22 protein-coding genes and 1 other RNA gene are annotated in these 21194 nt (G+C 60.0%); 17 read left to right on the forward strand and 6 right to left on the reverse strand.

Annotation, left to right across the window (positions count from 1 at the left end):
- Positions 1–22 precede the first annotated feature (22 nt).
- Positions 23–922, reverse strand: coding sequence for a GlxA family transcriptional regulator (locus PVZ78_RS14615; protein ID WP_172666974.1), 900 nt, complete (start codon positions 920–922; stop codon positions 23–25).
- 244 nt (positions 923–1166) lie between these two features.
- Between PVZ78_RS14615 and PVZ78_RS14620 the strand changes: the two genes are divergently transcribed.
- Entirely contained in the window at positions 1167–2303 is a 1137-nt protein-coding gene (locus tag PVZ78_RS14620; protein WP_016703546.1) for an acyl-CoA dehydrogenase family protein, read from the forward strand.
- A 63-nt stretch (positions 2304–2366) separates the two neighbouring features.
- Here the strand turns inward: PVZ78_RS14620 and PVZ78_RS14625 are convergent, their stop codons facing one another.
- Entirely contained in the window at positions 2367–3404 is a 1038-nt protein-coding gene (locus PVZ78_RS14625; protein ID WP_009050728.1) for an NADP(H)-dependent aldo-keto reductase, read from the reverse strand.
- A gap of 246 nt (positions 3405–3650) precedes the next feature.
- Here PVZ78_RS14625 and rplM point away from each other — a divergent pair, with 246 nt between their 5' ends.
- The 7 genes from rplM (at position 3651) to PVZ78_RS14660 (ending at position 8532) form a co-directional block, all read left to right on the forward strand.
- Positions 3651–4079 carry a 50S ribosomal protein L13 gene (gene rplM, locus PVZ78_RS14630; protein WP_007928449.1) on the forward strand — a complete coding sequence of 143 codons (429 nt, stop codon included), beginning with the start codon at positions 3651–3653 and terminating at the stop codon, positions 4077–4079.
- Between the two features lie 14 nt (positions 4080–4093).
- On the forward strand, positions 4094–4486 hold the full coding sequence (gene rpsI / locus PVZ78_RS14635; protein ID WP_003228056.1) for a 30S ribosomal protein S9: 393 nt from the start codon (positions 4094–4096) through the stop codon (positions 4484–4486).
- 257 nt (positions 4487–4743) lie between these two features.
- A complete protein-coding gene (petA, locus tag PVZ78_RS14640) occupies positions 4744–5337 on the forward strand; it encodes a ubiquinol-cytochrome c reductase iron-sulfur subunit (protein ID WP_007928454.1) in 594 nt (197 codons plus the stop codon).
- Complete coding sequence (locus PVZ78_RS14645; RefSeq protein ID WP_007928456.1) at positions 5337–6548, forward strand: cytochrome b; 1212 nt, start codon at positions 5337–5339, stop codon at positions 6546–6548. Before petA ends, PVZ78_RS14645 begins: the two co-directional genes overlap by 1 nt.
- A complete protein-coding gene (locus tag PVZ78_RS14650; protein WP_009050727.1) occupies positions 6548–7330 on the forward strand; it encodes a cytochrome c1 in 783 nt (260 codons plus the stop codon). The genes PVZ78_RS14645 and PVZ78_RS14650 overlap by 1 nt, the downstream gene beginning before the upstream one ends.
- Before the next feature lie 151 nt (positions 7331–7481).
- Entirely contained in the window at positions 7482–8099 is a 618-nt protein-coding gene (locus tag PVZ78_RS14655; protein WP_007928460.1) for a glutathione S-transferase N-terminal domain-containing protein, read from the forward strand.
- A gap of 16 nt (positions 8100–8115) precedes the next feature.
- A complete protein-coding gene (locus PVZ78_RS14660; protein ID WP_007928461.1) occupies positions 8116–8532 on the forward strand; it encodes a ClpXP protease specificity-enhancing factor in 417 nt (138 codons plus the stop codon).
- 55 nt (positions 8533–8587) lie between these two features.
- Here PVZ78_RS14660 and PVZ78_RS14665 read toward each other — a convergent pair whose 3' ends face one another.
- The 4 genes from PVZ78_RS14665 to PVZ78_RS14680 all read right to left on the reverse strand — a co-directional run bounded on the left by PVZ78_RS14665 (position 8588) and on the right by PVZ78_RS14680 (position 12046).
- Positions 8588–9166, reverse strand: a complete 579-nt coding sequence (locus PVZ78_RS14665) for a BON domain-containing protein (RefSeq protein WP_009050725.1) — start codon at positions 9164–9166, stop codon at positions 8588–8590.
- Positions 9163–9756 (reverse strand): phosphoheptose isomerase, encoded by a 594-nt coding sequence (locus PVZ78_RS14670; RefSeq protein ID WP_007928463.1) that lies wholly within the window; start codon positions 9754–9756, stop codon positions 9163–9165. Before PVZ78_RS14670 ends, PVZ78_RS14665 begins: the two co-directional genes overlap by 4 nt.
- 107 nt (positions 9757–9863) lie before the next feature.
- The gene (locus PVZ78_RS14675; protein ID WP_273828875.1) at positions 9864–10235 is read right to left on the reverse strand and encodes a YraN family protein; all 372 of its coding nucleotides are present in this window, start codon (positions 10233–10235) and stop codon (positions 9864–9866) included.
- Positions 10235–12046 carry a penicillin-binding protein activator gene (locus tag PVZ78_RS14680; RefSeq protein WP_053269870.1) on the reverse strand — a complete coding sequence of 604 codons (1812 nt, stop codon included), beginning with the start codon at positions 12044–12046 and terminating at the stop codon, positions 10235–10237. The genes PVZ78_RS14675 and PVZ78_RS14680 overlap by 1 nt, the downstream gene beginning before the upstream one ends.
- A 237-nt stretch (positions 12047–12283) precedes the next feature.
- Here PVZ78_RS14680 and rsmI point away from each other — a divergent pair, with 237 nt between their 5' ends.
- From rsmI to mraY, 9 genes are all read left to right on the forward strand, one after another.
- Positions 12284–13138, forward strand: a complete 855-nt coding sequence (gene rsmI / locus PVZ78_RS14685) for a 16S rRNA (cytidine(1402)-2'-O)-methyltransferase (protein ID WP_174248226.1) — start codon at positions 12284–12286, stop codon at positions 13136–13138.
- 73 nt (positions 13139–13211) lie between these two features.
- Positions 13212–13565: RNase P RNA component class A (rnpB, locus tag PVZ78_RS14690), an RNA gene on the forward strand.
- A 308-nt stretch (positions 13566–13873) separates the two neighbouring features.
- Positions 13874–14329, forward strand: coding sequence for a division/cell wall cluster transcriptional repressor MraZ (mraZ, locus tag PVZ78_RS14695; RefSeq protein WP_273828876.1), 456 nt, complete (start codon positions 13874–13876; stop codon positions 14327–14329).
- Positions 14326–15273: a 16S rRNA (cytosine(1402)-N(4))-methyltransferase RsmH gene (rsmH, locus tag PVZ78_RS14700; protein WP_443218357.1), complete on the forward strand. Its 948-nt coding sequence runs from the start codon at positions 14326–14328 to the stop codon at positions 15271–15273. Before mraZ ends, rsmH begins: the two co-directional genes overlap by 4 nt.
- The gene (gene ftsL / locus PVZ78_RS14705) at positions 15270–15563 is read left to right on the forward strand and encodes a cell division protein FtsL (RefSeq protein ID WP_009050721.1); all 294 of its coding nucleotides are present in this window, start codon (positions 15270–15272) and stop codon (positions 15561–15563) included. The genes rsmH and ftsL overlap by 4 nt, the downstream gene beginning before the upstream one ends.
- Positions 15563–17287, forward strand: a complete 1725-nt coding sequence (locus PVZ78_RS14710; protein ID WP_016703540.1) for a peptidoglycan D,D-transpeptidase FtsI family protein — start codon at positions 15563–15565, stop codon at positions 17285–17287. Before ftsL ends, PVZ78_RS14710 begins: the two co-directional genes overlap by 1 nt.
- A complete protein-coding gene (locus PVZ78_RS14715) occupies positions 17287–18750 on the forward strand; it encodes a UDP-N-acetylmuramoyl-L-alanyl-D-glutamate--2,6-diaminopimelate ligase (protein ID WP_101283463.1) in 1464 nt (487 codons plus the stop codon). Before PVZ78_RS14710 ends, PVZ78_RS14715 begins: the two co-directional genes overlap by 1 nt.
- Positions 18743–20110, forward strand: coding sequence for a UDP-N-acetylmuramoyl-tripeptide--D-alanyl-D-alanine ligase (locus tag PVZ78_RS14720; RefSeq protein WP_273828877.1), 1368 nt, complete (start codon positions 18743–18745; stop codon positions 20108–20110). The genes PVZ78_RS14715 and PVZ78_RS14720 overlap by 8 nt, the downstream gene beginning before the upstream one ends.
- The gene (gene mraY / locus PVZ78_RS14725) at positions 20110–21192 is read left to right on the forward strand and encodes a phospho-N-acetylmuramoyl-pentapeptide-transferase (RefSeq protein ID WP_007928475.1); all 1083 of its coding nucleotides are present in this window, start codon (positions 20110–20112) and stop codon (positions 21190–21192) included. The genes PVZ78_RS14720 and mraY overlap by 1 nt, the downstream gene beginning before the upstream one ends.
- The last annotated feature ends 2 nt before the right edge of the window (positions 21193–21194 follow it).

Genomic DNA, 21194 nt, shown 5'->3' on the forward strand with positions numbered 1-21194 from the left:
TGCATTGCAGGCCCTTTTTCATTTATGCGGCTTGTTGGTGAAACTGCTGCCGGTACTGGTTCGGCGACAGCTCGGTGTGCTGGCGGAACAGGCGGGCGAAGAAGCTCGCATCGTCATAGCCGACCTCATAGCTGATGGTCTTGATGCTCTTGCGCGTTCCCGAGAGCAGGCCCTTGGCGGTTTCGATACGCAGGCGTTGCAGGTAATGCAGGGGCTTGTCGCCGGTGGCGGTCTGGAAGCGCCGCATGAAATTGCGAATGCTCATGCCATGTTCCCGGGCCACGTCCTCGAAGCGGAACTTGTCGGCGAAGTGCTCTTCGAGCCAGTGCTGGATCTGCAGGATGATCACGTCCTGGTGCAGCTTCTGGCCGCCGAAGCCAATACGCCCCGGGGAATAGCTGCGCTGCACTTCATAGAGAATGTCGCGGGCCACGGCCTGGGCGACGTTGGCGCCGCAGAAGCGCTCGATCAGGTAGATGTACAGGTCGCAGGCCGAGGTGGTGCCGCCGGCGCAATACAGGTTGTCGGCGTCGGTCAGGTGCTTGTCCTGATTGAGCTGGACCTTGGGGAAGCGCTCGCTGAAGGCATTGAAGAAGCGCCAGTAAGTGGTGGCTTCCTTGCCGTCGAGCAGCCCCGCCTCGGCCAGCCAGAACACCCCGGTGGCCTCTCCGCAGAGCACCGCGCCGCGGGCATGTTGCTGGCGCAGCCAGGGCAGGATCTGTGGATAACGTTGGCAGAGAGTTTCGAAATCGTCCCAGAACGCCGGGAGGATGATCACGTCGGTATCTTCCAGGGCGCCGTCCACCGGGAGCATCACGTTGCTGAAACTGCACACCGGTTTTCCGTCCGGGCTGACCAGACGGGTTTCGAATGCCGGGGTCAGGCCCTGGCCCAGTTGCTTGCCGTAGCGCAGGCTGGCCAGATGGAAGAAGTCCTTGGCTTGCATGAGGGTGGAGGCGAAAACGCGGTCGATCGCCAGGATGCTGACGCGCCGCAAGGGCGTGGAGGTTTGGTTAGACATAATTCAATTGTTCTTATAGGGGAAAGTGGTCACCAGACGGCTGGATCGTCTTATTTTTTGTCGGATGTGTCCAGTGTCCTGTGTCGTACGCGTGGGCTTAGGCTCTGTGGGCCAATCCCGGCTAACAATAACGACAGGTGGCCCCATGATCCCCAGAACCTTGTTCAGCTCCGAGCACGAACTCTTTCGTGACAGCGTGCGTACCTTCCTGGAAAAGGAGGCCGTGCCGTTCCATGGGCAATGGGAAAAACAGGGCTACATCGACCGCGCCTTGTGGAACAAGGCCGGTGAGGCGGGCATGCTCTGCTCCCATCTCCCCGAGGAGTACGGCGGGCTGGGGGCTGACTTCCTCTATAGCGCGGTGGTGATCGAGGAAGTGGGGCGTCTCGGTCTGACCGGCATCGGCTTCTCCCTGCATTCCGACATCGTCGCGCCCTACATCCTGCATTACGGCAGCGAGGCGCTGAAACACAAGTACCTGCCGAAACTGGTATCTGGCGAGATGGTCACGGCCATTGCCATGACCGAGCCGGGCGCCGGTTCCGACCTGCAAGGGGTCAAGACCACCGCGGTGCTGGACGGTGACGACTATGTGATCAACGGCTCGAAGACTTTTATTACCAACGGCTATCTGGCCGATCTGGTGATTGTCGTGGCCAAGACCGATCCCAAGGCCGGCGCCAAGGGCACCAGCCTGTTCCTGGTGGAGGCGGATACGCCCGGTTTCTCCAAGGGCAAGCGCCTGGAAAAGGTCGGCATGAAGGCCCAGGACACTTCGGAGCTGTTCTTCCAGGACGTCCGCGTACCCAAGGAAAACCTGCTGGGGCAGGCCGGGATGGGCTTTGCCTATCTGATGCAGGAGCTGCCGCAGGAGCGCCTGACGGTGGCGGTGGGTGGCCTGGCGTCAGCCGAGGCGGCATTGCAGTGGACCCTGGAATACACCCGCGAGCGCAAGGCCTTCGGCAAATCGATCGCTGACTTCCAGAACACCCGCTTCAAGCTGGCGGAGATGGCCACCGAGATCCAGATCGGTCGAGTATTCGTCGACCGCTGCCTGGAATTGCACCTGCAAGGCAAGCTCGACGTACCGACCGCCGCCATGGCCAAGTACTGGGGCACGGACCTGCAATGCAAGGTGCTCGACGAGTGCGTGCAGCTGCACGGCGGTTACGGCTTCATGTGGGAATACCCGGTGGCCCGGGCCTGGGCGGATGCGCGAGTGCAGCGGATCTATGCCGGGACCAATGAGATCATGAAGGAGATCATCGCGCGTTCCCTGTAGCGCGTTGTCTCCTGCGTAGAGGCGAGCTTGGCGGGCCAGCTCGCTTCTAGGCGGGAGGGCAGGTTACGGCGCCGGGTTCGGGTGGTCCTTGTGGATCGCCTCGATGCCGGCCAGCACCTCATTCGACAGCTTCAACTCAAGACTGGCGATGTTGCTGTCCAGTTGCTCAAGGGTGGTCGCGCCGATGATGTTGCTGGTGACGAACGGTTGCTGGGTGACGAATGCCAGAGCCATTTGCGCCGGGTCCAGGCCGTGTTCGCGGGCCAGGGCGACATAACGGCTGCAGGCCGCTTCCGATTGCGGGTTGAAGTAGCGGCTGAAGCGGCTGTACAGGCTCAGGCGGCCTTTGGCCGGGCGCGCGCCGCCTTCGTATTTGCCGGAGAGGAAGCCGAACGCCAGGGGCGAATAGGCCAGCAATCCACATTGTTCGCGAATGGCGATTTCCGCCAGGCCCACTTCAAAGCTGCGGTTGAGCAGGTTGTACGGGTTCTGGATCGATACCGCCCGTGGCCAGCCGCGGCTCTCGGCCAGGGCCAGGAACTTCATGGTGCCCCAGGGCGTTTCGTTGGACAGGCCGATGTGGCGGATCTTGCCGGCCTTGACCTGTTCGTCCAGGGCTTCGAGGGTTTCCTCCAGCGGGGTGAAGTCTTCTTCCTTGTGCTTGTAGCCCAGCTGGCCGAAGAAGTTGGTGCTGCGCTCCGGCCAATGTAGCTGGTAGAGGTCGATCCAGTCGGTCTGCAGGCGCTCGAGGCTGGCGTCCACGGCTTGGACTATATGCTTGCGGTTGTGTTTGAGCTGCTTGTCGCGGATGTAGTCGATGGTATTGCCGGGGCCGGCGATCTTGCTGGCGAGGATCCAGTCGGCGCGATCGCCGCGAGCCTTGAACCAGTTACCGATGTAGCGCTCGGTGGTGGCATAGGTTTCGGCCTTTGGCGGCACCGGGTACATCTCGGCGGTGTCGATGAAATTGATCCCCGCAGCCTTGGCCCGTTCGATCTGGGCGAAGGCCTCGGACTCGCTGTTTTGCTCGCCCCAGGTCATGGTTCCCAGGCAGATTGCGCTCACGTTCAGGTCGGTCCGGCCTAGCTGGCGATAGTCCATCGGGTGCTCCTTCGGCAAAACAATCATAAAAGCAGGTTGAATTTTTTTTCGCAATCTGCATAATTCCGCAGCTCTTTCTGCAGTGGAAGTGATGCGCCGCCTGCCGAAGAATCTTGCCGTATAACGGACGCGCTGACCCGAGCCCCCGATAGCGTCTGTATCCGGCTGCCTTTGACTTGTCAAAGTACGCACTATTCAGTAAGATCCGCCGTCTAATTTACAGGGCGGCCCCTGAGGCTATAAAGAATGAAAACTTTTACTGCTAAACCGGAAACAGTTAAGCGCGACTGGTTTGTCGTCGACGCTGCTGGTCAGACCCTGGGTCGTCTGGCCACCGAAATCGCGAGCCGTCTGCGTGGCAAGCACAAGCCTGAGTACACCCCTCACGTCGACACCGGTGACTACATCGTCGTGATCAACGCTGAGCAAGTACGTGTTACTGGCGCTAAAACCACTGACAAAATGTACTACTCCCACTCCGGTTTCCCGGGCGGCATCAAGTCGATCAACTTTGAAAAGCTGATCGCCAAGGCCCCTGAGCGCGTGATCGAGACCGCGGTAAAAGGCATGCTGCCTAAGAACCCGCTGGGTCGCGACATGTACCGTAAGCTGAAAGTCTATGCGGGCGCTGCACACCCTCATACTGCTCAGCAGCCCCAAGAACTGAAGATTTAACGGAATAGTTCATTATGTCGGCGACTCAAAATTACGGCACTGGCCGTCGCAAGACTGCAACCGCACGCGTTTTCCTGCGTCCGGGCACTGGTAACATCTCCATCAACAACCGCTCCCTGGATAACTTCTTCGGCCGCGAAACTGCCCGCATGGTAGTTCGTCAGCCGCTGGAACTGACCGAGACTGTCGAGAAGTTCGACATCTACGTCACCGTTATCGGCGGTGGTGTGAGTGGCCAAGCTGGCGCAATCCGCCACGGCATCACTCGCGCTCTGATGGATTACGACGAAACTCTGCGCAGCGCTCTGCGTAAGGCCGGTTTCGTAACCCGTGACGCACGTGAAGTTGAACGTAAGAAAGTTGGTCTGCGTAAAGCGCGTAAGCGTCCGCAGTACTCGAAGCGTTAATTCGCTTTCGCGTTCAAAAGAACGCCCAGTCTCCTCGCGGAGCTGGGCGTTTTTTTATGGGTGACTATTTTACAGTGTGACAACTTGCCACATCTGCAGAGCCCCTATACTACAGGGCTTGGGGCAGGGCCAAGTTGGTAATTACCTTGTCAGAGTAGGGGCTTTTCATTACCATTCGGCAAAATTTTTATAAGTTCAGATTTTTACTTAGTAGATGCCTGATTTAACAGGCCACAAAGCTGATGGGAGAGGACTGAATGAGCAATGACGGCGTGAATGCAGGCCGGCGTCGCTTCCTTGTAGCAGCCACATCCGTGGTGGGTGCTGCAGGAGCGGTGGGGGCTGCGGTCCCGTTCGTGGGGTCATGGTTTCCCAGTGCCAAGGCGAAAGCCGCAGGGGCACCGGTGAAAGTGAATATCAGCAAGATCGACCCAGGTCAGCAGATGATTGCTGAGTGGCGTGGTCAGCCGGTATTCATCGTCCGCCGTACACAGGAAATCCTGGGGAATCTCAAAAAGATCGAGGGTCAACTTTCCGACCCCGACTCCAAGAACTCTGTTCAACCAACCTACGTCGACCCGGAAGTGCGTTCGATCAAGCCAGAGATTCTGCTGCTGATCGGTATCTGCACCCACTTGGGTTGCTCGCCGACATTCCGCCCTGAAGTGGCGCCTGCAGATCTGGGCAAGGATTGGGTAGGCGGCTATTTCTGCCCTTGCCACGGTTCCCACTACGATCTGGCTGGCCGCGTCTACAAGTCGCAACCCGCGCCTTTGAACCTGCCAGTACCCCCGCATTCCTATGAGTCGGACGACCTTATTGTCATCGGCGTCGATACGGAGAAAGCGTGATGAGCAAGTTCATGGATTGGGTTGATGCGCGCTTCCCCGCGACCAAAATGTGGGAAGACCATCTCAGCAAGTATTACGCCCCGAAGAACTTCAACTTCTTCTATTTCTTTGGTTCCCTGGCTCTGCTGGTTCTGGTTAACCAGATCGTCACCGGTGTCTGGCTGACCATGAGCTACACCCCGTCGGCAGAAGAAGCTTTCGCTTCCGTCGAATACATCATGCGCGACGTCGAGTACGGCTCGATCCTGCGTCTGCTGCACTCCACCGGCGCTTCGGCGTTCTTCATCGTGGTCTATCTGCACATGTTCCGTGGCCTGCTCTACGGTTCCTACCAGAAGCCGCGTGAGTTGGTGTGGCTGTTCGGCATGCTGATCTACCTGGCGCTGATGGCCGAGGCCTTCATGGGCTACCTGCTGCCTTGGGGGCAAATGTCCTACTGGGGCGCCCAGGTGATCATCTCGCTGTTTGGTGCGATCCCGGTCATCGGTAACGACCTGACCCAGTGGATTCGTGGTGACTACCTGATTTCCGGCATCACCCTGAACCGCTTCTTCGCCTTGCACGTTGTGGCCCTGCCGATTGTGATTCTTGGTCTGGTGGTGCTGCACATCCTGGCGCTGCACGAAGTGGGTTCGAACAACCCGGATGGCGTGGACATCAAGAAGCACAAAGACGAAAACGGCGTACCGCTGGATGGCATCGCGTTCCATCCGTACTACACCGTGAAAGACATCGTCGGTGTGGTGGTGTTCCTGTTCATCTTCTGTTCGATCGTGTTCTTCTTCCCGGAAATGGGTGGTTATTTCCTCGAGAAGCCGAACTTCGAACAGGCCAACCCGTTCAAGACGCCTGAGCATATCGCCCCGGTTTGGTACTTCACCCCGTTCTACGCGATTCTGCGTGCGGTTCCGGACAAGCTCTTGGGTGTGATTGCGATGGGTGCGGCGATCGCTGTGCTGTTCGTGCTGCCATGGCTTGACCGCAGCCCGGTCAAATCCATGCGCTACAAGGGTTGGCTGAGCAAGATCTGGCTGGTGGTGTTCTGCATCTCGTTCGTGATCCTGGGGATCCTGGGCGTCCTGGCACCGACTCCGGGTCGTACGCTGCTGTCGCAGGTATGTACCTTCCTGTACTTCGCCTACTTCATTCTGATGCCGTTCTACACCAGGCTCGAGAAGACCAAACCGGTTCCGGAAAGGGTGACTGGCTGATGAAAAAGCTATTTGCTGTACTGATTCTTGCTGCTATGCCTGTACTGTCCTTCGCGGCCGCACAAGGTGGTCCCGAGCTGGAAAAAGTCGACATCGACGTCTCCGACAAGGCCGCCATGCAGGATGGCGCGCGGACATTCGCCAACTACTGCATGGGCTGCCACAGCGCCAAGTTCCAGCGCTATGAGCGCGTTGCCGACGATCTGGGGATTCCTCACGATCTGATGATGAGCAAGCTGGTGTTCACCGGTGCAAAAATCGGCGATCACATGAACATCGGCATGCAGCCGGCTGACGCCAAGACCTGGTTCGGTGCGGCTCCGCCCGACCTGACCCTGGTGGCTCGTGTGCGTGGTACCGACTGGCTCTATGGCTACCTGCGTTCCTTCTACGAAGACCCTGCGCGCCCATGGGGCGTGAACAACAAGGTCTTCCCGAACGTGGGCATGCCTAACGTTCTGGTCGGCCTGCAAGGCCGCCAGGTTGTGGGTTGCAAGCAGGTTCAGATCGTCGAAGACGGCAAGAAGCAATACGATCCGCTGACCGGCACCGCTTTGACCCATGAAGCCTGCGACCAGCTGACCGTGCTGCCAAAAACCGGCGCGCTCAACGAAGAACAGTTCAACGAGAAGGTCAAGAACCTGGTGACCTTCCTGGCCTACTCGGCCAACCCGGTCAAGCTGGAGCATCAACGTATCGGCACCTATGTGTTACTGTATCTGGCCTTCTTCTTCGTGTTCGCCTATCTGCTCAAGCGCGAATACTGGAAAGACGTTCATTGATAAAGCTGTAATTCATTGCTGTTAATCGTGCGCGCCCAAGGGCGTCTCTGAAGGTGTAACGAGTCTGGATCATCCAGGCGTTACGGGAGGCGCCCTCTGGGCGCGCTCGTTTTTCTGCTTCCGATAATTTCAACAAGCGAGGAGGACCGCCATGGGCGTGACCAATCGGTTGGCCTGTTACTCCGACCCCGCCGACCACTATTCCCACCGGGTACGTATCGTGCTCGCAGAGAAGGGTGTCAGCGCCGAGATCATCAGTGTGGAGGCGGGGCGTCAGCCGCCGAAGCTGATCGAAGTGAACCCTTACGGCAGTCTGCCCACCCTGGTCGATCGTGACCTGGCGTTGTGGGAGTCGACCGTGGTGATGGAATATCTGGATGAGCGTTACCCGCACCCGCCACTACTGCCGGTTTACCCTGTGGCGCGTGCCAACAGCCGTCTGCTGATCCATCGGATCCAGCGTGACTGGTGTGGGCTGGTGGACCTGATCCTGGATTCCCGGACCAAGGAAGCGGCTCGGGCTCAGGCGCGTAAAGAGCTGCGTGAGAGCCTGACCGGGGTTTCGCCGCTGTTCGCGGAGAAGCCGTTTTTCCTCAGTGAGGAACAAAGTCTGGTGGATTGCTGCCTATTACCAATACTCTGGAGATTACCGATTCTGGGTATTGAATTGCCACGGCAAGCCAAGCCGTTGCTTGATTATATGGAGCGCCAGTTCGCCCGTGAGACGTTCCAGGCAAGTCTGTCTGGCGTCGAACGCGACATGCGCTAAGGCTTAAGGAGCCGCTATGAACTCCAGTCGACCTTATCTGGTCCGCGCGCTCTACGAGTGGATTGTGGACAACGATTGCACCCCGCATATGCTGGTCAATTCCGAATACCCGGCGGTGCAGGTGCCTCAGGGTTTCGCCAGTGACGGACAGATCGTCCTGAATATTTCGCCGAGTGCCGTGCGCCATCTGCACATGGATAACGAGGTGGTGACTTTCGAGGGGCGCTTCGGTGGTGTCCCGCATAGCTTGTACGTCCCTGTGCCGGCGATCCTGGGCATTTACGCCCGGGAGAATGGTCAGGGTATGGTGTTCGATCTGGAGTCGCCCGTGGATGACGAGGACGATGAAATCGAGCCGGATGATGATATCCCGCCACCGGATAACGAGCCGCCGCGTCCAAGCGGCCGACCCAGTCTGAAGGTCGTGAAGTAATAAAAAAGGCGATCCATCCGGATCGCCTTTTTTGTGCCTGTACCTTTCACCTGCATCAGTCGATGTACTCGAACAGTTTGACGATTTTCTGCACGCCGGAAACGCCCTGTACCAGGTTGGTCGCCTGGGTGGCTTCCTGTTGGGTCAGCAGGCCCATCAGGTAGACGATGCCGTTCTCCGTCACGACCTTGATGCGCGAGCCTGGAATGCTGGCGTCGGTCAGCATCTGGGTCTTGATCTTGGTGGTCAGCCAGGCATCGTTCTGCCGGGCCAGCAGGGAGGAAGGCGGCAGAACCTGCAGTTCGTTGTGGACCTTCTTCACTCGTTGCACGGCGCTGGCGGCCTGCTCGGCGAGTGTCTTGAGGTCGGCCCGCGGGGTCTGGCCAGCCAGCAGGACGATGCCATTGAAGCTGGTCACCACGATGTGTGAATTGTGGTCCAGGTCCGGGCTGGCTTTGGCGACGTTCACTTCGACTTTGGTCTGGATCAATGAGTCATCGATCTTGCTGCCGAAGGTGCGGGTGCCGCGGTCATCTTCGATCGGGCTTTCGCGGGTGGCGGTAATCACCGAGCTGCAACCGCTGATGCTCAAGGCTAGGGTCAGGGCCAGTAGGCCAAGGCGATTAGGGGTCATTCTTCACTCCCGAACAGTTGGCTGTCGATCAAGTCGCAGAGGCAGTGGATCGCCAGCAGGTGGACTTCCTGGATACGTGCAGTGACGTTGGCCGGTACGCGAATCTCGACATCTTCCGGCAATAGCAGGGATGCCATGCCGCCGCCATCGCGACCGGTCAATGCTACGACAATCATTTCGCGATCATGTGCGGCCTGGATCGCTTGAATGATGTTCGCCGAGTTGCCGCTGGTGGAAATCGCCAGCAGGACGTCGCCGGGCTGGCCCAGAGCGCGAATCTGCTTGGAAAAGACTTCGTTGTAGCTGTAGTCGTTGGCGATCGAGGTGATCGTCGAGCTATCGGTGGTCAGCGCAATGGCTGGCAGGCTCGGGCGCTCGCGCTCGAAACGGTTGAGCAGCTCGGAAGAAAAGTGCTGGGCATCGCCGGCCGAGCCGCCGTTGCCGCAGGAAAGCATTTTCCCTTCGTTGAGCAGGGCGTTGACCATGACCTGGCTGGCTTGCTCGATGTGCGGTGCAAGTACGTCCATCGCCTGTTGCTTGGTGTCGATACTGGCCTGAAAAAGCTGGCGAATTCGGGATTGCATGTCCATCTGTGTGACCTTAAGTAGCGCGGCTTTCTGGCACATGAATGTGCTGCCCGCAAAGCAAAGAGCAAAAATGTTGAGTGAAAATGTCCGGCTCGGCCCGAGAGCGTCGATCAGCTTTCAAAGGCATTCCGTAGCCAGTTCAAATGAGTTGTCGTGCCTGGGGCGCTGTCTATGGCGACCACATCGAAACGGCAAGGGTGGTTGGACCAGCGCGACTCGCGCTGCAGGAAAAACTGTGCGGCGAGTATCAGTTTCTGACGCTTGCGTGCGTCGATACTGCCCAGTGCGCCACCCCATTGCGTGTGTTGTCTGTAGCGGACTTCGACGAATACTACTGTATCGCCGTCAAGCATGACCAGATCAAGCTCGCCGCGTTTGCACAACCAGTTCTGCGTCAGCAGGCGCAGCCCCTGTTGTTCAAGATGCCGGAGCGCTTGGGCTTCGGCATCCTGACCGCTTTGCTGGCGTGATCGTTGTGGCATTAACGCTGGGTGTCGGGCAGGCGAGTGATCTGGCCGCTGACGAACTCGGCCCATGGCAACTGGCGTTGAACGCGCTGGCTCGGGCTCATGGTCAGGCTGCCCGACAGGCCTTCGATGCGGCTGTCCGGCAGCGCCTTGAGTTGCCCCAGGCGTGGCGCCAGTCGGTAGGCGTCGGCACCCATCGCATACAGTCGGCCCAGGCTGCCACCGGCTTGTGGCCACTGCGCGGCGACCTGCCGGCGCAGCGGGTCATTGGCGTCCAGCAGCCAAGGCGTTTCGCAGAAGCGTACGCCATTCATGTCGTTGTACTGGTTCTGGTCGCCGTTGGCGCTGAAAACGTGGGAGGTGGCATAGACAGGTACATCGCCAGCGTACTGAAAGTTCAGGGTCGGCTTGATCTGTTGTGCCTGTTGCGGTGTGGACGCCAGGAAAATGAACTCGATGTCCTGGCGGCGCGAAGGTTGTGCGGCCACCTGGGTGCCGGCGGCGTTCTGCAGGCTCTTGGCGCGAGCTTCGCTCTGGCGCAGTTGGAACAGGTCGGCAATCTGCTGGGCCAGGGCCACCGGCTGATCGACGCGTTCGATACCGACCACGCTACCGCCGTTGCTTTCCCAGTCCTGACGGAAAGCCTTGAGCACACGATCGCCCCATTCGCCGCGTGGCACCAGGACAGCGGCGCGGTGCAGGCCATCGGCGCGAGCGCGACGGGAGACTTCGCGAGCTTCGTCTTCGGCAGCCAGGCCGAACTGGAACAGTTGCGCCGGGCCTTGCTCGCCTTCGCTGTAGTTCAGCGCCAGGGTGGTGATAGGCAGTTGCGGGCGTGCGGCGAGCTGTTTGACCAGCGGTTTTTCCAGCGGGCCGACGACCAGTTGCACGCCATCAGCCTGGGCCTTGCGGTAGAAGTCATCCAGCGAAGTCAGGCGCGAGCTGTCGTAGAACTCGATGTTGGGTGGTTTCTGTCCGGCTTGCTGGGCCTGATAGTGTGCGGCCATGAAACCGTCGCGCAGGGCCTTGGAGACCGCAGCCAGCGGGCCGTCCTGCGGCAACAGCAGGGCGATCTTGGACAGCGGCTGGCTGGCCAGTTCCTTGAGTTTGGTCAGTGGCAGCGGCAGTTGAATGGCGGCCGGATGCTTGGGGTTCTGTGCGCGCCAGTTGTCGATGGCGGCCTGCTGTTGTTCCAGGGTACCGGCAGTCTTCACTGCCAATGCCAGGCTCATCCAGCCGCCGAGGTCGTCGTTGCTGACGGCTTGCAGTTGATCGGTCGGCAAGCTGGCAATCAATGCCCAGATGGCTTCATGGTTCTTGCTCGCGGCGTCGTCCTTGAGCAATGGTGCAATGAAGATGCGCTCCCGTGCTGCGGCGAGAGCCTGGCCGTCGGCCTCGAGTGCGCGAGCATGGATGGTGCCGGTGCGGATCTGCTGCTCTTCCGGCAGTTCGCTCAGGCGTTGCAGGCTCGGGTGGCTCAGGGCAGTCAGGGCCGCCTTTGGCTGGTTGCGAGTCATGGCCAGTTCGGCCGCCAGGGTGCTGGCGAAAACCTGCTGGCCGGGCTTGAGTTGCTCCATTGGCACTTGTTGCAGGATTTGCGCGGCCTGGCCGGCGTTGCCCTGGCGATAGGCCAGGTCGGCAGCGCTCAAGCGCAGCAGGGCTGCCTTGTCGGGTGTTTTGCTGTTGGCGGCCTGTTCGAGCAGTTGCTCGATGCTGGCATCCGGGGTCCGTGGAAGTTCGCCAAGGCTGGAGGAGGGCGAGCTGGCGCAAGCTGCCAGGAGGGCAGCAAGGCATAAGGCAGAGAACAGCCGCAGGCAAGCGATCATGTAAGTGTTCCTGATACTCGATCAAATTAGCGTGGAATTGTACCCAAGCACTGGCCGGGGCGCGATCTTACTGGCAATAAACCGTCTATTTTAGGTCGTGCAAATGTTGCAGCGCTTTAGAATGGCCGGTGTTGTCGCAGGTGCGAGGTGCCTGCGGCACGCATTCCGAAGGCATCTACGCGCTACAATGTCGGTTTTACCGATCAAGAGGTGTGCGCTTTGACTGCTCCAGGTCCTTTGAATTCCGCTGCTGGCTCGCTTTATGTGGTGGCGACGCCCATCGGCAACCTGGACGACATCAGTGCCCGGGCCTTGAAGATCTTGCGTGAGGTGGCGTTGATCGCCGCCGAGGACACGCGTCACTCGCAGCGCTTGATGCAGCACTTCGGGATTTCCACGCCGCTGGCCGCCTGCCATGAACATAACGAGCGGGATGAAGGCAGCCGCTTTCTGACCCGTCTGTTGGCGGGAGACAGCGTTGCGCTGATTTCCGACGCGGGCACGCCGTTGATCTCCGATCCGGGTTACCACTTGGTGCGTCAGGCGCGGGCGGCGGGAATCAATGTCGTTCCTGTTCCTGGGGCTTGCGCTCTGATTGCGGCCTTGTCGGCGGCGGGGCTGCCTTCCGATCGTTTTATCTTCGAAGGGTTTCTGCCGGCCAAGGCGGTAGGGCGGCGCGGGCGTCTTGAGCTATTAAAGGAAGAGCCGCGCACGCTGATTTTCTATGAGGCGCCACACCGCATTCTCGAGTGCCTGCAGGATATGGAGCTGGTGTTTGGTGGCGAGCGTCCGGCATTGCTGGCGCGGGAACTGACCAAGACCTTTGAAACCCTCAAGGGCTTGCCGCTTTCGGAGTTGCGCGCTTTCGTCGAGGCGGACAGCAATCAGCAGCGCGGCGAATGCGTGGTGCTGGTGGCGGGGTGGTCGGCGCCGGAGAGCGACGAGGCCGTAAGCGGTGAGGTAATGCGAGTTCTCGATCTGCTGCTCAAGGAGATGCCGCTCAAGCGGGCTGCGGCATTGGCGGCGGAAATTACCGGCGTGCGCAAGAATGTTCTCTATCAGGCGGCGCTGGATAAACAGAAAGGCGAGTAAACGCGATCGGCGGAATGGCAAAAGGCTTTTATCACTTGTTCTTCCGCCGCTCTGCCGTTAACCTGCGCGGCGGAGAGTCGATTGGACAGTCGCTGCCCTCTATGAAAATTAGAGGGGGGAGGAAAGTCCGGGCTCCATAGGGCGGAGTGCCAGGTAATGCCTGGGAGGCGCGAGCCTACGGAAAGTGCCACAGAAAATAACCGCCTAAGCACTTCGGTGCCGGTAAGGGTGAAAAGGTGCGGTAAGAGCGCACCGCACGTCTGGCAACAGTTCGTGGCTAGGTAAACCCCACTCGGAGCAAGACCAAATAGGGTTCCAAGGCGTGGCCCGCGCTGGAACCGGGTAGGTTGCTAAAGATGTCCAGTGATGGCCATCGTAGAGGAATGACTGTCCTCGACAGAACCCGGCTTACAGATCGACTCTCCACCTTTTCCCTCCCTGCTTGAATCAATAGCAGAAGCGCTTTTGTAATACCGAAAAGATCTTACTCTTAACAAATTACTTTAACTTCGCGATACAGCTCCTTGAGCTGATTGAAGTTATTGCGCCAAATCCTTCGCCAAATTCCCGTTACCCCTCCTTTTAGTCTCCTAAATCTCCGTTCTATAAGGCTTTTCCGTCGCTCCGTGCCTTGACGGTGTGGTGGGCGCATTCCTATAGTGTGCGCAAGTGGCGGAAAGTGGCATGAAGTGGGTTTTTTGGACGTAAAACGCTAAAATTTGGAGAAACGCTGACGTGTTTCGCGGAGCTAACGCTATCAGTCTCGACGCAAAGGGCCGTCTCGCCATGCCGAGCCGGTACCGTGACGAGCTCGTTTCGCGTAGTTCCGGGCAACTTATCGTCACTATTGATGCCGTTGATCCGTGTTTGTGTGTCTACCCCCTCGATGAGTGGGAAATTATTGAAACCAAGCTGCGCGAGCTGCCTTCGCTACGTGAAGAAAACCGTCGCTTGCAGCGTTTGTTGATTGGTAATGCCGTCGACCTCGAACTCGATGGCAGTGGTCGTTTTCTGGTTCCGCCACGTCTGCGCGAATATGCCAAGTTGGATAAGCGCGCAATGTTGGTAGGCCAACTGAACAAGTTCCAACTGTGGGACGAGGATGCCTGGAATGCTGTTTCTGCAGCGGACCTGGCAGCTATTCAACAACCGGGCGCCATGCCTGATGAACTGCGTGATTTGATCCTGTGACTATTGATAGCGGCTTTAACCACATCACCGTACTGCTTGACGAAGCCGTCGAGGCTCTCGCCGTACGTCCTGATGGCTGCTATCTGGATGGCACCTTCGGTCGCGGCGGTCATAGTCGTCTGATCCTCAGCAAGCTCGGGCCGAATGGCCGGCTGCTCGGATTCGACAAAGATCCTCAAGCGATTGCCACCGGGCAAGCGCTAGCGGCCGAAGACGGCCGCTTTGTCGTTGTGCAGCGCAGCTTTGCCGAGCTGGGTTCGGAAGTGGCCGAGCGTGGCCTGGATGGCAAGGTCAGCGGCGTGTTGCTCGACCTGGGCGTATCTTCGCCGCAGCTCGACGATCCTGAACGCGGCTTCAGTTTTCTCAATGACGGTCCCCTGGATATGCGCATGGACCCGTCCCGCGGCATCAGCGCGGCGGAGTTCGTCAACACCGCTCCGGTGGAAGAAATCGCCCGTGTGTTCAAGGAATACGGCGAAGAGCGTTTCTCCGGTCGCATGGCTCGCGCCGTGGCTGAGCGCCGCGACATCAAGCCGTTCGAGCGCACCGCCGACCTGGCGGAGGTCTTGAAAGTCGCCAACCCGGCGTGGGAAAAGGGCAAGAACCCGGCTACCCGTGCATTCCAGGGGTTGCGCATTCACGTCAACAACGAGCTGGGCGATCTCGAGACCGGCCTCGAAGCAGCGCTGGAATCTCTCGAAGTGGGCGGTCGCCTGGTGGTGATCAGCTTCCATTCCCTGGAAGATCGCATCGTCAAATTGTTCATGCGCAAGCTGGTGAAGGGCGAGGCGGACAACTTGCCTCGCAATCTGCCGGTACGCCACGTGGCTTTCGAGCCGAAAATCAAAATCCATGGCAAAGCGCAGACGGCCTCCGATGCCGAGCTCAAAGCCAACCCGCGTGCTCGTAGTGCTGTCATGCGCGTTGCGGAGAAGCTGCGGTGAGCAAGCTTTTCGCCAAGCCACTTCCAGGCGGAAGCTTTTTCATGCTTCTGCTGTTCATCGGCGTTCTGGTGTCCGCGATTGCGGTGTCCTATAGCGCGCATTGGAATCGTCAGCTGCTCAACACGCTGTATGGCGAGTTGAGTGTGCGCGACAAGGCGCAAGCGGAGTGGGGCCGGCTGATTCTTGAACAAAGCACCTGGACCGCCCATAGCCGGATCGAAGTGCTGGCCACCGAACAACTGAAAATGCGTATTCCCGGCGCGGCAGAAGTCCAGATGGTGGCGCCATGATGAAGCTTGAAGGCGCACTCTTTCCCTGGCGGTTCCGCCTGGTGCTGGGTTTGCTCGGCATCATGGTGGCGGCGATCGCCTGGCGCATCATCGATCTGCAGGTCGTCGATCGCGACTTCCTCAAGGGGCAGGGCGATGCGCGCAGTGTTCGACATATTCCGATCCCGGCTCACCGTGGCCTGATCACTGACCGTAACGGCGAGCCGCTGGCCGTCAGTACGCCGGTGACCACCCTGTGGGCGAACGCCAAGGAAATGCAACTGGCCAAGGACAAGTGGCCGGCATTGGCCGCTGCCTTGGGGCAAGACCCCAAAGCACTGGCCGAGCGTCTTGAAGCCCAGGCCAATAAAGAGTTCATCTACCTGGTGCGTGGCCTGACGCCCGAGCAGGGCCAGCAGGTTCTCGATCTCAAGGTGCCGGGGGTCTATGGCATCGAAGAGTTCCGGCGTTTCTACCCGGCCGGCGAAGTGACCGCGCACATGGTCGGCTTTACCGACATCGACGACCGCGGTCGCGAGGGGGTCGAACTGGCCTATGACGAGTGGCTGGCCGGGGTACCGGGCAAGCGCCAGGTCATCAAGGATCGGCGCGGCAGACTGATCAAAGATGTCCAGGTCACCAAAAACGCCAAGGCCGGCAAGCCCTTGGCGTTGTCGATTGACCTGCGCCTGCAATACCTGGCCAACCGCGAACTGCGCAATGCCATCGTCGAGAACGGCGCCAAGGCCGGCAGCCTGGTCATCATGGACGTGAAGACCGGCGAGATCCTGGCCATGGTCAACCAGCCGACCTACAACCCGAACAACCGTCGCAACCTGCAACCGGCGATGATGCGCAACCGCGCCATGATCGACGTGTTCGAACCGGGTTCGACCATGAAAGCCATCTCCATGAGCGCGGCGCTGGAAACCGGCCGCTGGAAACCGAGCGACACCGTCGAGGTTTATCCGGGCACGCTGCAGATCGGCAAATACACCATTCGCGACGTATCCAAGAGCGAAGGCGCGGTGCTTGACCTGACCGGAATTCTGATCAATTCCAGTAACGTCGGCATGAGCAAGATCGCCTTCGATATCGGCGGCGAAGCCATCTTCCGTCTGGCCCAGAAAATCGGCCTCGGCCAGGATACCGGCCTCGGTTTCCCGGGCGAGCGTGTCGGCAACCTGCCGAATTACCGTGAATGGCGCAAGGCCGAGACGGCCACGCTGTCGTACGGCTACGGTATCTCGGTGACCGCGATCCAGTTGGTTCACGCCTTCTCGGCACTGGCCAATAACGGTCGTATCGCTCCACTGACTCTGATCAAAACCGACAAGACCCCGGAAACCACCCAGGTGATTCCGGAAAAGGTCGCCAAGACCATGCAAGGCATGTTGCAACAGGTGATCGAGGCTCCGCGCGGCGTGTTCCGTGCCCAGGTGCCGGCGTATCACGTGGCCGGCAAGAGTGGTACCGCGCGCAAGACTTCGGTCGGCACCAAGGGTTATGCCGAGAACTCCTACCGTTCGCTGTTCGCTGGTTTCGGCCCGATGAGCGATCCGCGTTACGCCATAGTCGTGGTGATCGACGAGCCGAGCAAGGCCGGCTACTTCGGTGGCTTGGTATCGGCACCGGTGTTCAGCAAAGTGATGTCCGGCACCCTGCGTCTGATGAATATCTCGCCGGACAACCTGCCACCTACCCAACAAGCCAATGCGGCACCAGCTAAAGGAGGGCGCGGCTGATGTCTCTTAGCCTGAACAAGATTTTCGCCCACGCTGGTCGCGATCTGCTGATTCGCGAACTGACCCTGGACAGCCGCAATGTGCGCGCCGGCGATCTGTTCCTTGCGGTTCCTGGCGGCAAGTTCGATGGCCGTGCGCACATCGCCGATGCCTTGCAGCGCGGTGCGGCTGCAGTGGCTTATGAAGTCGAAGGCGCGACCGTCCTGCCGATTACCGACGTGCCGCTGATTCCGGTCAAAGGCCTGGCGGCGCAGCTGTCGGATATCGCCGGACGTTTTTATGGCGATCCGAGTCGTCATCTCAACCTGATTGGCGTGACCGGTACCAACGGCAAGACCAGCGTGACCCAGTTGGTCGCGCAAGCGCTCGACCTGCTGGGCCAGCACTGTGGCATCGTCGGCACCCTGGGCAGCGGTTTTTATGGCGCGCTGCAAAGCGGGATGCACACCACGCCGAACCCGATTGCCGTACAGGCCACCCTGGCCGACCTGAAAAAGGCCGGTGCCAAGGCCGTGGCGATGGAAGTGTCGTCCCATGGTCTCGACCAGGGGCGGGTCAGTGCGCTGGCCTTCGATGTGGCGGTGCTGACCAACCTGTCTCGCGACCACCTGGATTATCACGGCACCATGGAAGCCTACGGCTCCACCAAGGCCAAGCTGTTCGGCTGGAGCGACCTGGGTTGCCGGGTCATCAACCTCGACGATGAGTTCGGTCGGCTGTTGGCCAGTGACGAGCAGGATTCGCGGCTGATCACCTACAGCCTCGAGGATCCGCGGGCCTATCTGTACTGCCGCGAAGCGCAATTCGACGACGAAGGCGTGCGTGCGACCCTGGTGACTCCGCAGGGCGAACATCATCTGCGCAGCACCTTGCTCGGCCGTTTCAACCTGAGCAACGTGCTGGCCGCTGTCGGTGCCTTGCTCGGCCTGGATTACGCCCTCGACGAAATCCTCCACGTGCTGCCGAAACTGGAAGGTCCGGCCGGTCGCATGCAGCGCCTGGGCGGCGGTTCGCAACCGCTGGTGGTGGTCGATTACGCTCACACCCCGGATGCCCTGGAAAAAGTATTGCTGGCCCTGCGTCCCCACGCCAAGGGCCGTTTGCTGTGCCTGTTCGGCTGCGGCGGCGATCGCGATCGCGGCAAGCGTCCGCTGATGGCGGAAGTGGTCGAGCGCCTGGCCGACGGCGTGCTGGTTACCGACGACAACCCGCGTACGGAAGATCCAGCGCAGATTTTCGACGACATTCGTACCGGCTTCAGTGCGGTGGACAAGGTCGAGTTCGTCTCCGGTCGCGGCCTGGCCATCGCCCAGCTGATCGCCGGCGCTTCGGCGGATGACGTCATTGTCCTGGCCGGTAAAGGTCATGAGGACTATCAGGAAATCAACGGCGTGCGTCTCGACTTCTCCGACCTGGTGGAAGCCGACCGGGCGCTGACTGCGTGGGAGGTGGCCCATGCTTAAGGCCCTGAAACTCAGTGAACTGAGCGGACCGTTGGCGGGTCGCCTGCTGGCTGGCGATTGCAGCTTCGATGGCGTGAGCATCGACAGCCGGGCGATCAAGCCGGGCCAACTCTTTATTGCCCTGGCCGGCCCGCGTTTCGACGGTCATGACTACCTGAATGAGGTCGCTTCTAAAGGCGCCGTCGGTGCCCTGGTCGAACGCGAAGTGCCAGACAGCACGCTGCCGCAGTTGCTGGTCAGCGATACCCGGCAGGCGCTTGGACAGCTGGGAGCCTTGAATCGCGCGGCTTTCACCAAGCCTGTCGCGGCAATTACCGGCTCCAGCGGCAAGACCACGGTCAAGGAAATGCTGGCCAGCATCCTGCGTACGCGCGGGCCGGTGCTTGCCACACGCGGCAATCTGAACAACGACCTGGGCGCACCCTTGACCCTGCTGGAGCTGGCCCTGGAGCACACTGCGGCGGTGATCGAGCTCGGGGCTTCGCGCATCGGCGAAATTGCCTACACCGTGGCGATGACCAAGCCGCATGTCGCCATCATCAATAATGCCGGTACCGCTCATGTTGGCGAGTTTGGCGGGCCGGAAAAAATCGTCGAGGCCAAAGGCGAGATCCTCGAAGGGCTGGATGCTTCCGGTATCGCCGTGCTCAACCTCGATGACAAGGCCTTCCCGATCTGGAAAACCCGTGCCGCCGGCCGTCAGGTGCTGAGTTTTGCCCTGACCAACAATGCCGCCGACTTTTACGCCTCGGATATCCAGCGTGATGCCCGTGGCTGCCCGAACTTCACCCTGCATGCTGGCAACGGCTCCGAGCGGATCCAGTTGAACCTGCTGGGTACCCATAACGTGGCCAATGCCCTGGCCGCTGCGGCTGCCGCTCATGCCCTGGGCGTGTCGCTGTTCGGCATCGCCACCGGGCTCAACGCGGTGCAGCCGGTCAAGGGCCGCACCGTCGCCCAGCTGGCGAAAAACGGCATGCGGGTCATCGACGACACCTACAACGCGAACCCCACGTCAATGTGCGCGGCCGTTGATATACTCGCCGGCTTTTCCGGCCGCACCGTCCTGGTGCTCGGAGATATCGGCGAGTTGGGCGATTGGGCGGAGCAGGGGCATCGCGAAGTGGGTGCTTATGCCGCCGGCAAGGTGTCGGCGCTCTACGCCGTGGGCCCGATGATGGCCCACGCGGTCGCTGCCTTCGGTGAGCACGCCCAACACTTCGCCAGCCAGGCCGAGCTGATCGCAGCCCTGGGCGCCGAGCAAGATACAAACACCACTATTTTGATCAAGGGATCGCGCAGCGCGGTGATGGAAAACATCGTCGCGGCTTTGTGTGGTTCCAGCACGGAGAAACATTGATGCTGCTGCTGCTAGCGGAGTACCTGCAACAGTTCTACAAAGGCTTCGCGGTCTTTCAGTACCTGACCCTGCGCGGGATTCTCGGGGTACTGACTGCGCTGGTGCTGTCCTTGTGGCTGGGGCCGTGGATGATCCGCACTTTGCAGACCCGTCAGATCGGCCAGGCCGTGCGTAACGACGGTCCGCAATCGCACCTCTCCAAGTCGGGCACCCCGACCATGGGCGGCGCGCTGATCCTCTCGGCAATCGGTATCAGCACCCTGCTGTGGGCCGACCTGAGCAACCGTTATGTGTGGGTGGTGTTGCTGGTCACCCTGTTGTTCGGCGCCATCGGCTGGGTCGATGACTATCGCAAGGTGATCGAGAAGAATTCCCGTGGTTTGCCTAGCCGCTGGAAGTACTTCTGGCAGTCGGTATTTGGCCTGGGCGCGGCGATCTTCCTGTATGTCACCGCGCAAACCCCGGTCGAAACCACCTTGCTGATCCCCATGCTCAAGGACGTCAGCATTCCGCTGGGTATCGGCTTCGTGGTCCTGACCTATTTCGTGATCGTTGGCTCCAGCAACGCGGTCAACCTGACCGACGGCCTCGACGGCCTGGCGATCATGCCGACCGTGATGGTGGGCGGTGCCCTGGGCATCTTCTGCTACCTGTCGGGTAACGTGAAATTCGCTGAGTACCTGCTGATTCCTTACGTTCCAGGCGCGGGTGAGCTGATCGTGTTCTGCGGCGCGCTGATCGGCGCCGGACTGGGCTTCCTGTGGTTCAACACCTACCCGGCACAAGTCTTTATGGGCGACGTCGGCGCGCTGGCGCTGGGTGCGGCCCTGGGCACCATCGCGGTGATCGTTCGTCAGGAAATCGTCCTGTTCATCATGGGCGGTGTGTTCGTGATGGAAACCCTGTCGGTGGTCATTCAGGTGGCCTCCTTCAAGTTGACCGGTCGTCGTGTATTCCGCATGGCGCCAATTCACCACCACTTTGAACTCAAGGGCTGGCCCGAGCCGCGCGTGATCGTCCGTTTCTGGATCATCACCGTGATTCTCGTGTTGATCGGCCTTGCCACCCTGAAGCTGAGGTAGAA

The organism is Pseudomonas sp. SBT1-2 (assembly GCF_028640875.1).
GTDB lineage: Bacteria > Pseudomonadota > Gammaproteobacteria > Pseudomonadales > Pseudomonadaceae > Aquipseudomonas > Aquipseudomonas chlororaphis_I.

Excerpts from the sequence above, each read along its gene's own strand:
- PVZ78_RS14620 (WP_016703546.1), top strand. The coding sequence starts at position 1,167 with ATGATCCCCAGAACCTTGTTCAGCTCCGAGCACGAACTCTTTCGTGAC.
- PVZ78_RS14625 (WP_009050728.1), bottom strand. The coding sequence starts at position 3,404 with ATGGACTATCGCCAGCTAGGCCGGACCGACCTGAACGTGAGCGCAATC.
- rplM (WP_007928449.1), top strand. The coding sequence starts at position 3,651 with ATGAAAACTTTTACTGCTAAACCGGAAACAGTTAAGCGCGACTGGTTT.
- rpsI (WP_003228056.1), top strand. The coding sequence starts at position 4,094 with ATGTCGGCGACTCAAAATTACGGCACTGGCCGTCGCAAGACTGCAACC.
- petA (WP_007928454.1), top strand. The coding sequence starts at position 4,744 with ATGAGCAATGACGGCGTGAATGCAGGCCGGCGTCGCTTCCTTGTAGCA.
- PVZ78_RS14645 (WP_007928456.1), top strand. The coding sequence starts at position 5,337 with ATGAGCAAGTTCATGGATTGGGTTGATGCGCGCTTCCCCGCGACCAAA.
- PVZ78_RS14650 (WP_009050727.1), top strand. The coding sequence starts at position 6,548 with ATGAAAAAGCTATTTGCTGTACTGATTCTTGCTGCTATGCCTGTACTG.
- PVZ78_RS14655 (WP_007928460.1), top strand. The coding sequence starts at position 7,482 with ATGGGCGTGACCAATCGGTTGGCCTGTTACTCCGACCCCGCCGACCAC.
- PVZ78_RS14660 (WP_007928461.1), top strand. The coding sequence starts at position 8,116 with ATGAACTCCAGTCGACCTTATCTGGTCCGCGCGCTCTACGAGTGGATT.
- PVZ78_RS14665 (WP_009050725.1), bottom strand. The coding sequence starts at position 9,166 with ATGACCCCTAATCGCCTTGGCCTACTGGCCCTGACCCTAGCCTTGAGC.
- PVZ78_RS14670 (WP_007928463.1), bottom strand. The coding sequence starts at position 9,756 with ATGGACATGCAATCCCGAATTCGCCAGCTTTTTCAGGCCAGTATCGAC.
- PVZ78_RS14675 (WP_273828875.1), bottom strand. The coding sequence starts at position 10,235 with ATGCCACAACGATCACGCCAGCAAAGCGGTCAGGATGCCGAAGCCCAA.
- PVZ78_RS14680 (WP_053269870.1), bottom strand. The coding sequence starts at position 12,046 with ATGATCGCTTGCCTGCGGCTGTTCTCTGCCTTATGCCTTGCTGCCCTC.
- PVZ78_RS14710 (WP_016703540.1), top strand. The coding sequence starts at position 15,563 with ATGAAGCTTGAAGGCGCACTCTTTCCCTGGCGGTTCCGCCTGGTGCTG.
- PVZ78_RS14715 (WP_101283463.1), top strand. The coding sequence starts at position 17,287 with ATGTCTCTTAGCCTGAACAAGATTTTCGCCCACGCTGGTCGCGATCTG.
- PVZ78_RS14720 (WP_273828877.1), top strand. The coding sequence starts at position 18,743 with ATGCTTAAGGCCCTGAAACTCAGTGAACTGAGCGGACCGTTGGCGGGT.
- mraY (WP_007928475.1), top strand. The coding sequence starts at position 20,110 with ATGCTGCTGCTGCTAGCGGAGTACCTGCAACAGTTCTACAAAGGCTTC.